This is a genomic window from Saccharomonospora azurea NA-128, assembly GCF_000231055.2.
Lineage (GTDB): Bacteria > Actinomycetota > Actinomycetes > Mycobacteriales > Pseudonocardiaceae > Saccharomonospora > Saccharomonospora azurea.
In genome coordinates, this window is the sequence record NZ_CM001466.1 from 802,428 (window position 1) to 819,563 (window position 17,136).

The following is a 17,136-nucleotide window of genomic DNA, read 5'->3' on the forward strand; positions in this document are numbered from 1 at the left end:
TGCCCTGCGGAGAACCTCAGTGCGGCACATCCGACGAACGCAGTGTTTCCGAACAGACCTGGGCCGATCACCCCGAGAGGAATCCGATGTCCGTCACCCAAGACATTCTGCCGTTCGACCGAATTCCCGGACCCGAGGGAAACGTCCTGAGTGGATTGCTTCCCCAGTTCAACTCCGACCCGCTCGGACTGTTGACGGAGAGTTTCCGGCGCTACGGCGACCTCGTGGCGTATCGGTTCGGCCCGAAACTCGGACCGCTGAAGAAAACCATCATCGCCGCCTACCACCCGGACCTCGTACACCAGTTGCTGATGGAGACCGAGCGCACGTTCGGCCGGGACTCGGACGGTTTCCGCGCCACGCACGACCTCGTGGGTGACGGTCTCATGACCACGGAGGGGTCGTACTGGCGGCGGCGCAGGCACGTGCTCCAGCCGCTGTTCACGCCGAAGCGCGTCGCCCACTACACCGACCTGATGGCCGCGGAGGCCGAGCGCATCCTGGAGGAGCAGGACCGCCGGGTCGACCAGCGCCTCGACCTGCACCACGCCATGATGCGGTACTCACTGCGGGTCGTGGGCCGCGCGTTGTTCGGCACCGAGCTCGACGACGTGGAAGGTGAACTCCACGAGCTCATCCCGAAGGCCAACCGGGGCATCATGGCGCGCACGACGCAGATTCCCAAGTTGCCGTTGACCGTGCCCACGCCGACCAACCGGATGTTCCTGCGCACCAGGGAAGGGCTCTACGACCTCATCACCCGGATCATCGAGCGCAGCAGTGCCGCCGAGACCACGGGCAACGCCGACACGATCGTGTCGCGGCTGCGGGCGGCCCGGGACCCGGAGACCGGAGAGCCGTTGACGGAGCAGGAGATCCGCAACGAGGCGTTGCTGCTCTTCATCGCCGGCCACGAGACGACCGCGATGGGACTGACGTTCGGACTGCACCAGATCGGACGGCACCCCGAGGTGCAGCGCGAGATCGCGGCCGAGATCGACGCGCACCACGCCGAGGGTGGAACGGCCGCGGAGTACGCGCAGAACCGGGAGACACTCGGCCGGGCCGCACTGTCCGAGGGGTTGCGGCTCTTCCCGTCCGTGCACATGACCGAGCGCGTCGCGCGCGTGGACCTGGAGCTCGGCGGCTACCACATTCCGGCGGGGACCTCGGTCTTCGTCGTGCCGTGGGTGACGCACCGGCACCCGGAGTTCTGGCCGGACCCGGAGCGCTTCGACCCGACCCGGTTCGTCGGCGGCAAGCGCGACCGCCCCAAGTACAGCTACCTGCCGTTCGGCGGAGGTCCGCGCGTGTGCATCGGTGAGCACTTCGCGCTGCTCGCCTCGGGGGTTCTGCTGGAGGCCCTGCTGCGCAGGCACCGGATCGTCTCGCACGACGAGCGGATCTCGATGAAGGTGCTCAACAGCATCCGCCCCGACAAAGAGGTGTGGACCACGTTCGAGAAGCGGTGACCTCCTTTCCCGTCGACATCCTGTGAGGACAAAGCCATGCAGAAAACGCAGGCCACCCGACCCTTCTCCGAGATCGACGGGCCCCGCGGGCGCCCGTTCGTCGGCCTGGCTCCGGACTTCCTGCGCGATCCGATCTCCGTTCTGACCGAGGGTTTCGAACGCTACGGAGATCTGGTGGCGTACCCGTTCGGCCCGCGCCGCGGTCCGCTGCGCAACGTGGTCGTCGCGGCCTACCATCCGGACGCCGTCCAGTTCGTGCTCACCGAGACCGAACGCACGATCGGCCGTGGCCCGTCGAGCACCCGGGTGCTCGGCGAGATGATCGGGTCGAACCTGATGACCACCGACGGTGCCGAGTGGCGACGGCAGCGGCGCACGCTCCAGCCGCTCTTCACGCCTCGACGGGTCGCGCACTACACCGAACTGATGCACCGGGAGGCCGAGCGGATCGCCACCGAGGACGTCCCCGGCCCGGGCAGTGAGGTCGACCTCCACCTGCTGATGCTGCGCTACTCGCTGCGCATGGTGGGCGCGGCGCTGTTCAGCAGCAACATCGACCACATCGGCCCGGAGCTGCACCAGCTGATCCCGCTCACCAACGACCTGATCATCGCGCGGACCACCACACCGGTGCGGCTCCCGCTCGGAGTCCCCACCCGGAGCAATCGCCGCTTCGAGCGCGTGCACCGGCAGCTCTACTCCCTCATCGACCGCATCATCGCCCAACGGGACGGGCACCCGGCCGACGAGGAGCGCGACGACATCCTCACCCGGCTGCGCACCGCCCGTGACCCGGAGACCGGTGACGGCCTGTCCTCACAGGAGATCCGGGATCAGACTCTGCTCATGATGATGGCCGGGCACGAGACGACCGCCACCGCGTTGACGTTCGCCCTGCACCAGCTCGGCCGGTACCAGGACATCCAGGACGCCGTGGCCGGAGACGGTACCGACGGCACTGACGGAGCCGGTGGAACGGACCCGGTGTCGGTCGTGGACCACGCCCAGCGCAGGGACACGCTCACGCGGGCGACTCTGCTGGAGACGATGCGGCTGCACCCGCCGGTGTACATGACCGAGCACGCCGCCACCGAGGACATCGAGCTGGGTGGCCATCACATTCCCGCGGGCACCGCCCTGTTCCTCTCACCGTGGGTGACCCACCGGCATCCGGACTTCTGGCCGGATGCGGAACGGTTCGATCCGACACGGTTCCTCGGTGCGCAGGACCGCCACCGCTACGCCTACCTGCCGTTCGGTGGCGGCCCGCACGTCTGCATCGGCGAGCACTTCGCGCTCCTCGCCGCGACGGTCCTGCTCTCCACTCTCCTGCGGCACTACCGGATCACCGTGTCGTCGTCGGAGATCGCGATCCAGCAGACCGGCAACCTGCGTCCGGACGAGCCGGTCCTCGCCACGCTTCACCCACGCTGATCGCCGGGCTCCGCCACTGCCTCGCCGCCCAGCAGGCTCACCGAGCGCTGCCGGAGCAGGCGGGCAGTGGCGGAGAGCAGGTGCTCGGCGATCGCGTCGACGTGCCTCGAACGCCAGTCGCGGAACTCGGTCCCCGCGACCCACTCGTTGAAGGCACCCAGAGCCGGTCCGCAGTGCACGAGGAAGTCGACGGTCCGCCGTTCGTCTCCGCGCACGGCGAGGTCGTGACACGCGCCCAGGTAGCTCCGGAACACCAAGGCCATGCGCTGCTTGCCCGTGCGGGTCCAGTGCTCGACCTGGTCGGGCGCGGTGGCGCGCAGATTGTCGACGGCCTCCCGGTACGCCTCCGCGAACGGGCGGCGCAGTAGCGTCTCCTCGACCTGCGCCCGCACCGTCGGATCGGCCTCCTCGAACGAGTCGTGACGGCGCCACACGTCGTGCAGCTGCGCCGCGCGAGCGGGGAAGAACACTCCGCGCTTCATCACCTGCGCGTCCACGCCAAGCTCGAACATCTCGCGGTCCGCAGCGGCGGTGACGTCGTGCGCCTCGACGGCGAGCAGCATGTCCTTGACGACGTCGCTGGTCGCGGCCTCCACGGTGCACTGGTTGATCGAGCCGGTGAGCAGGAAGTCCGCTCCGAGCAGCAACGCCGACGCGGCGGCCTCGGGAGTGCCGATCCCACCGGCCGCACCCACGTGCACCCACTCGTCCGGCCCACGGTCACCGGTCAACTCGTCCCGCAACCGGCACACGGTCGGCAACAGGGTGGCCGGACTCCCGCCGACCCGCCTCCAGCCGTCGACCTCGACGCACAGATCCGTGGCCACGGGAACGGACAGGACGCGGTCGGCCTCCTCGGCCGACAGCTGTCCCTGCTCGCGCAGCTCGTCGACGATCCGCCGCGGAGCCGGCGACAGCAACGCCCGGGCGACGTCGGCTCTCGCGACCTTGGCGATGATGCGGCCTCCCTTCGCCCGGTACTTCACCAGCGCGGGCGTGATCTGCAGGAAGTCCGCGGCCTCCACCGTCCTCACCCCGAGGCGCAGGTACAGGTCGACCAGACGCAGTTCGTGACCCGGGTCGGCGTACTGGTACAGCAGGTTCGCGGCGAACGGCGCGTCGGCGCCGATGTCGTCGATCAGCGCGCGCAGCGTCTCCTCGACCCGGGCGAGAGGCAGGCCACCCGTCCCGTACGAGCCGAGGCACCCGGCCTTCGCCAGCGCCACGACGAGGTCCTTCGACGAGATCCCCCGATACATCGCGCCGGCGAGATAGGGCAGGCGCAAACCGTATCGGCGGCGGAAGCCCGCGGCTCCCAGTCGCTCCGGAGACAGCTCCCGGGGTGCCCAGGCCTCGACCGTCTCGCGGACCGGTACAGCCGTGGCGGGCGAGGCCGGTGCGTCGGCTTCGCGGGCGGCCGGCTGTTCGCGCGCGTCGGGGTGCGGGTCCACACCGAGCGACCGCGGCTCCACCGGTCGGTCGTAGGCCCCGACGTCGACCACACCGGCGTCGACGTGCCCGTTCGACGTGGCGGGAACGGGAGCCGGGGGCTCGACCAGCGGTGTGGCGAGCTCCCTGATCTTGCGGACGAGTTTCGTCAACACGGTGCCCGGGCCAAGCTCGTGGAACTCGAACTCCCCGAGGCCCATGAGGTAGCGGATCGACTCGGTCCAGCGCACCGCACCGGACATCTGGCGCGCCATGACGTCGGCGATACCGTGCTCGGGGTACGGCCGCGCGGCGACGTTCGAGATGACGGGTATGCGTGGCGGATACAGGGTGAACTCGTCCAGGAACGCCCGGAACGATCGAGCCGAGTCCTCCATGAACGGCGAGTGGAACGCGCCGCTGACCCGCAGTCGCGTGTAGAACGCGCCCCGTGTCTCGAACAGCGCCCTCGCGGTGTCGATCTGCTCCCGGTCACCGGTGAGGACGAACTGCTCCGGTGAGTTGTAGTTGGCGATGGTCAGCCCGGAGAGCTCCGGCCTGGCCAGCATCTCCTCGACCGTGTCCTCGTCGCAGCCCACCACGGCGGCCATACCGCCTCCGGTGGCCTGCGCCGTCAGCTCCGCTCGGCGGCGCACCAGCCGCAGTCCCGTCTCGAAGTCGAAGACACCCGCCGCGAACAGCGCGACGTACTCGCCGAGGCTGTGGCCGATGACGTAGTCGGGCGGCTCGGGATCCTCCGCCTGCCTGGCGAGATGGCTCAGTGCGCCCACCACGTAGAGCGCCGGTTGGGTGTACTGGGTCAGGCTGAGCTGTCGCTCGGGGTCGCGGAGGCACAGCTCGGCGATGGAATAGCCGAGCACGTCGTCCGCCTTGGCGGTGTACTCGCCGAAGGTGTCGAACAGGTTCTCACCCATGCCCTTCACCTGCGAACCCTGACCGGGAAATCCGTAGACCTTCATCGTGGTGCCTCTCTCGTCTGCGGGCAGGGGCTGACGAGGCCGGGCGTGGTGACGCACGTCGGCCAGCAACTGGAGGTTTCGTCCGAACGGGCTCAACAGCGGCAGAGAACGGGACTGTGATTCGGAGGCGAGGTTGGCTCTGGCGAAGTTGTGCAACGTCCCCGACGGACCGAGGTCGAGGTAGAGGCCAGGGCCTTGCGCTTCGAGAGCGGTGAACGTCTGGTGGAACTCGATGGGATCGCGGGCGACCCGCCAGAAGTGCTCGGCCGTCACCTCGGTCAGCCGTCCACCCGCCGCACACGACACGAGCGGAATCGCGGGCGTGTTCAGCCGGAGCTCCGGGAAGGTGTCGGCGCACTCGGCATAGGCGGCGTCGAGCAGCCTCGAATGGAAGGCGTGCGAGACCGGCACCCGCTGGTGTGCGATGCGGCGAGCGCGCAGGGCGGTCTCGGCCGCGGTCAGGGCCGCGTCGTCGCCGGAGACGACGAAGTGTTCGAGATAGTTCCGTGCGGCGAGGTCGGTGCCGTCCCGCAGTTCGGGGATCTCGGCGTGCAGAGTGGGCGGCCCGAGCACGGTGAGCATGCCGCCGGGCACGCGGTCCCGCAGAATCCGCGCCTGCCGCACGAGCATGCGCAGGCAGTCCTCTTCGCCGAGGACTCCGGCCAGCACCGCGGCGGCGAACTCGCCCAGGCTCGCACCGAGCAGGAGGTCGGGCCGGATGCCGTCCGCCAGCAGGGTCTCGGCGAGGGCGAGTTCGACCATCGCGATCGCGGGATGCGTCACCGCGATGTCGAGGAAGGGGTCCGCCTTGGAGCGGTTCGGCTCGTACATCGCGGACACGACGGACCTGCCCAGTTCGTCGGCGACGATCCGGTCCATCCGGTCGAGTGCGGCGGCGAAGACCGGCTCGGTCCGGTAGAGGTCGCGTCCCATCTGGAAGTACTGCGATCCCTGCCCCGAGAACATGAAGACGGTCGGCATCGCGTGTCGGCTCATCGCTGCACCGTCCCGTCGGCCGCTTCGGCCAGCAGGGACGCCACGGTGCGTTCGGGGTCGTCGGCCACCGCGGCGATCAGCTCCCCGTACGTACGCAGCCAGGACGCCACGACGCCGGGCCGGAACCGGTCGGAGTACGAGTTGAAGTTGATCACCAGGTGGGAGTCGAGCAGGATCGTCTCCACCCGCAACGGATGTTCGGTCTGGTTGAGGAACTCGACCGGCTCCGCGCCGAGCGAGCGCGAGAAGGTGTCGAACACCGAGGACAACTCCGGGAAGGTCTCGTTGACGAGGTAGCTGTCGAACAGGAACTCGTCCCTGTCCACGCCGTGCCACTCGTGCAGCTTCCGCACCGGCACGTATTCGTACTCCCCGATGCGTCGCACGCGCTGTTGCAGCTGCGCGAACCACGAGCCCAGCCGCTCGGCCGGATCCACGTGCACCCGCACCGGCAGGATCGAGAAGTACTGCCCGACACCGTGTTCGACGTCGACCTTGGCGGTCCCCCGCCCGGAGAAGACCGAGCCGAACACCACGTCCGAGCGCCCGGACGTCGCGGCGAGCTGGACCGCCCAGACCCCCTGGAGCACGGTGAACGGCGTGACCGACCACTGGCGAGCCAGCGTCTCCAGCCGTGCCGTCACCGGATCGGGCACCAGGATCCCGTCATGCAACAGGGGCGGGGACGTCCGGGCCGCCGCGCTGTCGGCGGGCCTGTCCGCGAGCGCGGGAGCGGGCAGGTCGGCACCGGCCAGTTCGGCCCGCCAGAACCGCTCGGCCCCGGACAGCTCGCGGTGGTGCTGAGTGAGGCAGAAGTCGCCGTACTCGGCGGTCGCCGGTTCGGGTGTGAACTCACGCCCGTCCACCAGCGCGCGGTAGGTCTCGAACACCGTCTTCATGATCAGCGGATAGCTCCAGCCGTCCTGAAGGGCCAGGTTGAACAGGTACACGTACTCGTAGGTGTGCTCACCCGTGCGGAACAGCGCCACCCGCGACTGCGGCGCCTGTTCCAGGTCGAACCCCTCCGCGCGTCGGGCCGCGACGTAGGTCTGCAGCCGGCGTTCCTGTTCGGACGGTTTGAGTGCCCGCCAGTCCTCGCGGTGGACGGGCAGCGTGGCCGTCCGGTGGACGACCTGCACCGGCTCGCCGTCGTCGCCGAGGTCGAAGCAGAACGACGTGCGCAGAACGGGAAACCGGTCCACGGCGGCCTGCCACGCGCGGGCGAAGGCGTCCGGGTCGAACGACTCCGCCGTGATCCGGAATCGCTGGTGCACGACGTTGCCGCCGGGCTCCCGGGTCCGGCGAATGCGGTAGAGGATGTTCTCCTGGGTCCCGGTCAGCGGGTAGGCGTCGACGGCGGAGGCATACCGTTGCCGGACCTCGCGGAGCAGCCGCTCGTCGCGCTCGACGGTCTCGACCGCCGCGGCCTCGTGACCCGCCTCGATGCGGGAGCGCGCCTCCTCCGCCAGCTCCGCGATCGTCCGGTACTGGAAGACGTCCTGCGCGGTGATCGGCAACCCCTGCCGGTTGGCCTTGTTCACGAGCCGGATGCCGCGGATCGAGTCGCCACCGACGTCGAAGAAGCTGGTCGTCACACCGACGTCCACCCCGAGCACGTCCGCCCAGAGGTCGGCCAGCTGCTTCTCCAGGTCGGTGCGCGGCGAGGTGTACCCGCCGTCATCGACGTCCAGCACCGGCAACGGCAGGGCGCGGCGGTCCAGCTTGCCGTTCGCGTCGGTGGGCAGCTCCGGCACGGCGACGACCGCCGCGGGCACCATGAACTCCGGCAACCGGTCGCGCAGGAAGTCCGCCGCTCCCGCGCTGAGTCGGCGTCCGATCCGGTACAGCGAAGGGCTGTTCGCGTAGCGGTGCAGGGGACCGTCGGCGGCAGGCCACCGCCACGTCCGGGGATCGAGACCGCGGTGCAGCAGCACCTGGTAGCTGCCGTCCCCCGCCTCGTGCTGCCAGGAGACGTCGGCCCGGCACTCCAGCTCGTCGGCCAGCTGCCACCACCACTCGGGGTCGGCGCCCTCCTCGACGGCGACCGTCTCGCGCAGCGTCGTGACGGGGCTCTCCGGATCCGACGAGGCCAGGGCGGCGCGGTAGGTGAGGGCTCGCCGCACTCGCGGGTTCGGCAGGTTCGTGACCCGCAGCGCGCCGTGGCGGGACAGGACATCCCGGACCTGCTCGGCGCTCGGTGCCCCGGATGCGCCGTCGAGCACGAACGGCTCACCGTCGCCGGCCGCCGGCGTCCCGGACTGCAGCACCACGTCGTAGCGGTACCTCGTCAGCTCGTTCTGCCGCCCCGCGCGCTTCAACAGCACCTGGACACCGGACACGTCGTCTCTCGTGGCAGCGAAGGCCGGGAAGAGCTCCGGGGCGACGAGGAGTTCCTGCTCCTGCGCCACGCGCCTGCGCACGCGCCGGCGAACCTGCTCCACCGTGGTGGTCTCGTCGGCTCGTTCGACCTCGACCTCACTGTGGAAGGTCTCCAGCAGAGTCAGGTTCCGAAGGTCACCGAGGAAGATCGCGCCTCCCGGACTGAGCCGGGCGAAGGCCTCGTCCAGCACCGAACGCAGGTAGTCCACGTCAGGGAAGTACTGCACCACCGAGTTGAGCACGATCACGTCGAACTCCTGGCCCGCCGGGCCGGAGAAGTCGTGGGCGGCCTGCCGGGACAGCTCCACCTCGACGCCGTTCGGCAGCGTGGGAAGCACCCGCTCGGCGATGTGGTCCAGGCCGATTTGGGCGATGTCGGTCCCGCAGTAGTACGCGCACTCCGGGGCGATCCGCGCCAGCAGCAGGCCCGTACCGCACCCGATTTCGAGCACCCGTTTGGGCCTCAACGCCAGGATGCGCTCCACGGTGGAGTCGACCCACAGCCGCATGTCCTCCTCCGGCAGCGGCTCACCCGTGTAGCTGGAGTTCCAGCCGACGATGTTGAAGTCGGCCGGAGTCTGCCCGGCCTCGTCGTCGTAGGTGCTGCTGAACACCCGCTCCCACTCGGACACCTGGTCGTCGGGCTCGGTCGGGTCCGCGACGTCGTCGACCGGGTGGGGAACGACGTAGGCGACGAGCCGGGTGCGGTCCTCGGCGTCGCCGTCCGCGCCGGGCAGCTCCCGGGCCAGCACCGCGACCTCCCGGATGAGCGGATGGTCCGCGAGTGCCGCCTCCACCTCGCCCGGCTCGATCCGGAACCCGCGGACCTTCACCTGGAAGTCCGTGCGCCCTCGGTACTCGATGGTGCCGTCGGGGAGGAAACGGGCGAGGTCCCCGGTCCGGTACAACCGCGCGTGCGGTTCGTCGGAGAAGGGGTCGGGGACGAAGCGCTCGGCGGTCAGCTCCGGACGCGCGTGGTAGCCGTCGGCGACCTGCACCCCGCCGATGTGCAACTCCCCGGGTACACCGACCGGCACCGGCCGGAGGTTGCGGTCCAGGATGTAGATGCGCGTGTTCGCCACCGGCCTGCCGATGGGCACGTTCACGGGCCCGCCTTCCCGCAGGCACGTCCAGTGGGTGACGTCGACGGCGGCTTCCGTCGGCCCGTACAGGTTGTGGAGGTCCGCCCGCGGCAGGCGCTCGTAGAAGCGCTGCTGGACGGCGTACTGCAGAGCCTCGCCGCTCGCGAACACCTGCCGCAGCGTCGTGCACCGTTCCAGATCCGGTTCCTCCACGAACACCCGCAGCATCGACGGCACGAAGTGCATCGTCGTCACGTTCTCCGCCCGGATCACCTCGGCCAGGTACGCGGGATCGCGGTGGCCGTCCGGCCGGGCGAGCACCAGGCGCGCACCGGCGAGCAGGGGCCAGAAGAACTCCCACACGGAGACGTCGAAGCTGAACGGCGTCTTCTGCAGCACACTGTCCTGCTCGGTGAGCCCGTACGTGTCGTGCATCCACAGCAGCCGGTTGACGATCGCGCGGTGGGCGATCATCGCCGCCTTCGGTTTTCCCGTCGACCCGGAGGTGTAGATCAGATACGCGAGCCCGCCGGAGTCGGTCACCGCCTCCGGCCGGTGGTCCGGCAGGTCCGCGAGCGTCGCCCAGTCCGGACCGAGCTCGACGACGTCGGCGTCGTGCGACGGCAGCCGCGTCGCCCCCGGCTGGGTGAGCAGCAGTCGCGGCGCGGCGTCGGCCATCATGAAGTCGAGCCGTTCCGCCGGGTAGGCGGGGTCGAGTGGAACGTAGGCGCCGCCGGCCTTGAGCACTCCGAGCAGCGCCACGACGAGTTCGAGCGAGCGCTCCATGCAGACACCCACCGGCTGGTTCCGGCCGACTCCCCGCTCGCGCAGCAGGTGGGCCAGCTGGTTCGCCCGCCGGTCGAGCTCCGCGTACGTCAGGTCGGTACCCTCGAACCGCACGGCGACCTGGTCGGGACGCCGCTCGACCTGACGTTCCACCAACTCGTGCAGGCAGCACCGCCCCGGTTCCCCGAAGTCGTGCTCGGTGCGGTTCCACTCCACGAGGATCTTGTGTTCCTCCTCGGGGCGGAGGATGCGCAGCTCGGAGACGGGCCGGTCCGGTGCGTCGGCGAACTCCCGCAGCAGCACCTGGTAGCTGTCGACCAACCGCTCGATGGTCGCGTGCTCGAAGATGTCCGCGTTGTACTCGACCGAACCGGCGAGCACGCCCTCGCGCTCGGCGATGGAGATCCACAGGTCGAACTTGCTCGTGCCGTTGCGGATCTCCTGGACCGGCCCGAGAAGCGAGTGCTCCCCCGCCTCCTCCGCCGGCGCGGTCTGCAGGGCGAAGCAGACCTGGAACAGCGGGTTCATGCTCATGCCCTGTTCGGGCCGGAACTCGTTGACCAGCAGTTCGAAGGGAACGTCCTGGTGCGCGTACGCGCCCTTGGCCACCTCGCCGACCCGGCGGAGCACCTCGCTCACGGCGGGATCGCCGGCCAGATCGGTGTCCAGCACGAGCGTGTTCACGAAGAAACCGATCAGGTTCTCGATGTCCCGGTGGTGCCGGTTGGCGATGGGTGTGCCGACGACGACCTCGTCGTCGGCGGTGTACCGGTGAATCAGCACCTTCAGCGCGGACACCAGCGTCACGAACAACGTCGTGTGGTGGCGGCGGCTGAGCGCGCGCAGGTCGTCGGCCAGATCGGTGGCGAGCTCGAAGTGCAGACTCCCGCCACGAAACGTCTGGACCGGCGGGCGCGGCCGGTCGAGCGGCAGCTCGGAGCCCGGATTGCGGTCTCCCAGGCGCGAGCGCCAGTACGCCAGCCGCTCGTCGAGGAAGGCGCCTCGCATCCGGTCGCGTTCCCAGACGGTGTAGTCGGCGTACTGCACGGGAAGGTCGGGCAGCGGCGCGGGTCGTCCGTCGAGCAGGGCTTCGTAGCACACCAGCAGTTCGCGTACGAAGTTGTTGATCGACCAGCCGTCGGTGACGATGTGGTGGGTGTTGAAGAGGAAGTCGTACGCGTCGTCGTCGAGCCGGTAGAGCGTCACCCGCAACAGCGGTCCCCGCGCGAGGTCGAAGACGTGTTCGGCCTCCTGCCGGGCACGGCGGTGGAACTCGGCTTCGCGTTCCTCCTCCGGGAACGGGGACAGATCCACCAGCGGCAGCGGAACCACCACGTGCGGCGCGATCTCCTGCCACGCCACCCCGCCCTCGCTGGGGAACGTCGTTCGCAGGGCCTCGTGCCGGTCGACGACCTGCTGCACCGCCTGCTCCAGCAGGTCGTGCCGGATCGGACCCCGCAGTCGGAAACTCAGAACGACGTTGTAGGCCGGACTGTCCGGCACGAGGTGGTCGAGCGACCAGATGCGCTCCTGGTGGAACGACAACGGCACGCGACCGTCACCGGAGCGTCGGGGGATGCTCGTGGCGCTGGTTCCCGAGGTCGCCGCACCTTTGAGTTTCTCCAGCAGCGCGAGCCGCTCCGGCGAGAGTTTCGCCCTGCGCTCGGCGAGAACGTCGTGCATGGACATGGTGGATCCTCTCCAACGGTCACTCGTCAGTTGGCGAACAGGGCTCGCACCGTCTCCTCGGGAAGTTCCTCGAGCTTGTCGATCACCTCGGCCTCCACGAGCTGGGCCATGTCGGCCGCGGTACCCGCCTCCAGCAGGTCGCGCAGTTCGAGCTCGAACGGCAGGTTCTCGTTGAGTCGTGCCTTGATGCGGGAGGCCATGATCGAGTCTCCGCCGAGTTCCTGGAAGTTGTCCTCCAACCTCACCTGCGGCACGCCGAGCACCTCGCGCCACGCGTCGAGCACGAGCCGCTGGATGTCGTCGATCCCGGTCGGTTCCCCCGTCGGTTCCCCCGTCGACTCCTTGGTCGGCGTCGGTGCGGCGTCCACGGACACCGCCTCGGGAACCAGGTCGGGCTCCTGGGGCTCCGCGACGGGCACGGGCTCGACGACCGGCTGTGGCGCGGGCGACGTCGAGGGCTGCGGAGTCGCGGCCTTGGATCCGCCCACGGGCAGTCCGTCGCTCTCCGCGACGAGCACGCTCTCCGACAGCCGGTCCTCCCGCAGCGGCAGTCCGGACAGGACTCGCATCCCCGCGAATCCGTTGCGCTCGAAGGCCCTCCGCCACATCGGCACGCTGAGCAGCGGCGCCCCGGGAATCCGGTCGGTGTCCTCGAACGCCCACCAGCCCTCCAGCAACCCGAACGACATGGTGAGGAGCTCGTGGATCCGGGTGATCTCGAAGAGCGCGAGCACGCCCCCGCCGCGCAACAGCTCCTTGGTGTGCGCGAGCGTCCGGTCGATGTCGCGCGTGGCGTGCAGGACGTTGCCGGCGAGCACCAGGTCGGCGCTGTGCGCCGGGAACCCCTGCTCGGCCGGCGAGCGTTCGATGTCGAGCACGGCGAACTCGACGAAGCCGTGGTGGCCGAACTGCTCCTTGCCGTAGCGCACGAAGCTGTTGCCGAGGTCCGTGTAGACGTAGCGCACGTGGGGAGCGAACTCGTCGAGGGCGGCGAGCACTCCCCGGCTCGTGCCCCCCGTTCCGGCGCCGATCTCCACGATCGTCACCGTGGCGTTCGGGTCGATCTGCCGTCGCCGCCTGACGTACTCGACGACAACGGCACGCATGAGCGCGTTGCTCTGCTGCTGGTTCTGGTAGACGGCGTCCATCAGCTCGAACGACCCGCCCGGGAACAGCACGTCCACCGGATCGCGCCGCCCCCGCAGCACGTCCGGATACGCCTCGCTGCACACGTCGAGCACCCGGAGCAGTCCCTCGTTCTCCGGTGCCCGCTCCAGCAGTGCGGCCTTCTCGGCTTCCAGGCCGGCCGCCTCCTCGTCGAGATCGTGCTCGGCCGCCGACGCGGTGACGACGTCCTCCCCGTCCACGCGCAGGTAGCCGGCCTCGGCGAGCAGCTGCAGGAGCGCGTCGAACAACCGGTGGTGCTGCTCCACGACGCCGAGCCGGGACCGCAGCTCCGCACGAGAACACCGTTGCCCGGTCGTGCGCAACGCGCCCATGTCGCGGAACACCCTCAACAGTCCGAGGCGGCAAATGCGGCTCAGCGCGGCGACGACACTCTGGTAGGCGACCAGATCGTCCACACCGGACTCGACTTCGTAGACCCGTGGGCGGGTGACCACGGCCTCCTCCACGTCGGCGAGCACCGAGGGAACCGGGGAGACCGCCACCGGTGCCGCGGCGTCGGACAGGGACGCGTGCCGGGTCAGCACGTCCCCGATCCAGTACCGCTCCCGCGCGAACGGGTAGGTCGGCAACGACACGCGCAGCGGACGCCGCGGATGGAGTTCGTCCCACGGCACCGACGCACCCCGTACCCAGAGACGAGCGACGTCCGCGAGGTCACGCTCCCGCACCGCCGTCCGCGCGCGGTCGTCGTCGCGCTGATCCATCGCCGTCGCGGAACCCCGGTGGAGCCCCTCGTCCCGCTCTCCGGCCAGGAACGCGTCGAGCCGCTGCACCAGCTGCGCGTGGTCACCGACGACCAGCGCGAGCCGCTCGGCGTGGTCCTCGCGTCCGGTCTGCAGGGTGTAGGCGATCTCCGCGAGAGGCGGAAGGTTCTCGTCGGGGCGGGTCGTCGACGACGACGCGCCGAGTCCGCACTCGTGCGCGAGGCGGTCGGCGAGGACCGTGAGCGACCGCCTCCTGTCGACGATCGTCGGGGAGAGCCGGGTCCCGAGACTCCGCTCCACGGCCAACGTCAGGCGGGCGGTGCGGGCGGCGTCGAACCCGAGGTCCTCCAGCGTGCACTCCGGGTCGATCCGCTCTGCCGGTACGGCCAGCACCTCCGACGCGGTCGCGACGAGCCGGCGCAGCACCTCCGCGGCACCGCCTCCCGCGGGCGCGCCGGCGAGGTACTCGCGCAGCGCGGCCGCGAGCGCGTCGAGCCGATCCGCGGTGCGGGCCGACAACACGACGACCTGCTCCGACGAGGTGGTCGACCGGGGCCGGGTGTCGCGGTACTCCTCCACGACGACGTGGGCGTTCGCGCCTCCGGCACCGAAACTGCTCACGCCCGCCCTGCGGGGTGCTTCCACGCCGTCCACCACGGGCCGGGACCACTCCCGCAAGCTCGTGTTGACGGTGAGCGACGTCCCCCCGAAATCGATCTTCGGGTTGAGCCGGTCGGCGTGCAGGGTGGGCGCGAGCCGGCCGTGCTTCAGCTGCAGGAGCACCTTGGTGAGTCCGGCGACCCCGGCCGCAGCCTCGCAGTGCCCGATGTTCGACTTCACCGAGCCGACCGCCACCGGAGTCCCGGCCGTGCCGAGCGATCGGTGAAGACCGGTGATCTCGATCGGGTCGCCGAGCTCGGTGCCCGTGCCGTGCGCCTCGACGTAGGTGATCGTGGCCGGATCCACCCGTGCCGCGCTCAGCGCGGCCGTGACCACGTCCTCCTGTGCCTGAGGACTCGGTACCGTGAACCCGCTGGTCTTGCCGCCGTGATTGATCGCCGTGCCCTTGATCACGCCGTGGATCGGATCGCCGTCCCGTTCGGCGTCGGCGAGGCGCTTGAGCATGAGCACGCCGACTCCTTCCCCGGGCACCATGCCGTCGGCACCCGCGCCGAAGGCCGCGCAGCGGCCGCTGGGCGACAGGAACTCGCTGTGGCTGAGGACCAGGTACTTGTTCGGATGCAGGCTGAGGTTCACCCCGCCGGCCAACGCCGCGTCGATCCGGCCCTCACGCAGCGCCTCGACGGCCAGGTGCACCGTCGACAACGAACTGGAGCACGCCGTGTCGACGGTCAGGCTGGGACCGCGGAAGTCGCAGAAGTACGACACCCGGTTCGCGATGGACGCACCACCGGCACCCAAGCCCACCCGGCGACCGTCGGCGTCGCGGGACTCCGCGGCGAACAGCGGGTAGTCCGCGAACATCACACCGGCGTACACCCCGACCACCGAATCGGCCAGCGCCTCCCTCGTGTAGCCGCCGTCCTCCAGCGCCGCCCACGCGTGTTCCAGGAACAACCGCTCCAGCGGGTCGATGGCGATCGCCTCGCGCGGGGCGATGGAGAAGAACAGCGGGTCGAAACACTCGGCGTCGTCGATGAAGCCGCCCCACTTGCAGTAGTTGCGACCCAGCAGGCCCGGACGTCCGTCGAACCGGTCCCGCCAGTCCCAGCGGTGCGCGGGGATCTCGGTGACCCCGTCGCGTCCGTCCCGGAGGTTGCGCCAGAACTCGTCCACGTTCGCCGCCCCGGGATACCGGCCCGACATGCCGATCACGGCGACGTCCGTGCCGGCGACCTCCCTCTCCCGGGTGTGGCCCGCGTCGGGCCGGGCGAGGTCGGCGGGATTCGTCCGGGCCGGCGCCCCGACCGTCGTCGTCCCGGCGATGGGCAGGCGAGTGCGCAGCCACGCGGCGAGGCGGTCCACCGAGCTGTGTTCGAAGAGCAGCGTCGGCGGGAGCGTGACGTCGAGGCGGCGCTCCAGAGCGGTGACCACACGCAACAACGCCGCCGAGTCCAATCCCAGCTCGGAGAAGCCCGCCGTGCCCGGCACGCTCGCCGCGTCCACGCCCAGCTCGGCGGCCAGAACCTCCCGCACGACGTCGGCCGGGTCGCCCTGCGGTTCCGGTGCCCCCGCGACGTTCCGCCGCGGTTCGACGCGTTTGCTGCTGAAGCGCCGCAACGACGCGACCTGCTCGCCGTCCGGATCGAAGAAGTCCACGTTCACCGTCAGCAGGTCCCGGTCACCGGTCGGCTCCCCGGTCACGCGGGCCAGGCACCGCCCGCGCAACGGCCTCGCCACCGTGAAGGACTCGAAGCACAGGGGCAGGTAGAGCTCGCCGCGCGACTCGCCCAGCACCGCCCCCGCCGCGACCACAGCCGCGTCCGCGAGTGCCGGGTGGACGAGGAAGTCGTCGGCCGCGGCGAGCTCCTCGGCGCCGGGGGCGAGGTCCAGCAGCAGCTCCGCCTCCGACTCGTACACCCGGCCCTGTGCGCGCATCACCCCCGAGTGGTCGACACCGACCTCACGAGCGCGCTGGTAGACGCTGTCGAGCGCGGTGCCGGCACCCGCTGCCGGGAGCCGCGCCGTGTCGAGGCGGCCGTCGTAGCGGGTCCGCCGGGTCCGCCGCACCTGCACGGTGACGACGGTCGTGGGGTAGGTCGACGGCCGCACCGTGATGTCCACCCACCATCGGTCCCGTCCACCGTCGTCCGCGGACAACCGCACCGGCACCACGTCGTCCGGTCCGACGACCAGCGGGGCGTGGATACTCAGGTTGCTCAGCTCCAGCTCGCGGACGTCGTGCCCCTCCCGGGCGAACATCTGCAGGACGAGATCGACGTAGGCGAGCCCGGGCAGGACCGCGCGGCCGTCGACCACGTGGCCCGCCACGATCGGATTGCGCTGCGAGAGAGCGAAGTCGGCGATCAGCATCGCA

5 protein-coding genes are annotated in these 17,136 nt (G+C 70.2%); 2 read left to right on the plus strand and 3 right to left on the minus strand.

Annotated elements, in window-relative coordinates:
- Positions 1–86: 86 nt before the first annotated feature.
- On the plus strand, positions 87–1,472 hold the full coding sequence (locus SACAZDRAFT_RS03815; protein WP_005438865.1) for a cytochrome P450: 1,386 nt from the start codon (positions 87–89) through the stop codon (positions 1,470–1,472).
- A gap of 36 nt (positions 1,473–1,508) precedes the next feature.
- Complete coding sequence (locus SACAZDRAFT_RS03820) at positions 1,509–2,906, plus strand: cytochrome P450 (protein ID WP_005438867.1); 1,398 nt, start codon at positions 1,509–1,511, stop codon at positions 2,904–2,906.
- On the opposite strand, the gene fabD is transcribed toward SACAZDRAFT_RS03820, so the two are convergent.
- Genes fabD through SACAZDRAFT_RS03835 form a run of 3 tightly spaced genes read right to left on the minus strand, consistent with a single transcriptional unit; the run spans position 2,894 to position 17,132 of the window.
- Positions 2,894–6,310, minus strand: coding sequence for an ACP S-malonyltransferase (gene fabD, locus SACAZDRAFT_RS03825; RefSeq protein ID WP_005438869.1), 3,417 nt, complete (start codon positions 6,308–6,310; stop codon positions 2,894–2,896). The two genes, SACAZDRAFT_RS03820 and fabD, sit on opposite strands and share 13 nt — an antisense overlap.
- Positions 6,307–12,246: a non-ribosomal peptide synthetase gene (locus SACAZDRAFT_RS03830; protein ID WP_005438871.1), complete on the minus strand. Its 5,940-nt coding sequence runs from the start codon at positions 12,244–12,246 to the stop codon at positions 6,307–6,309. Before SACAZDRAFT_RS03830 ends, fabD begins: the two co-directional genes overlap by 4 nt.
- Positions 12,247–12,272: 26 nt before the next feature.
- Positions 12,273–17,132, minus strand: a complete 4,860-nt coding sequence (locus SACAZDRAFT_RS03835; RefSeq protein ID WP_005438873.1) for a beta-ketoacyl synthase N-terminal-like domain-containing protein — start codon at positions 17,130–17,132, stop codon at positions 12,273–12,275.
- Positions 17,133–17,136 lie beyond the last annotated feature (4 nt).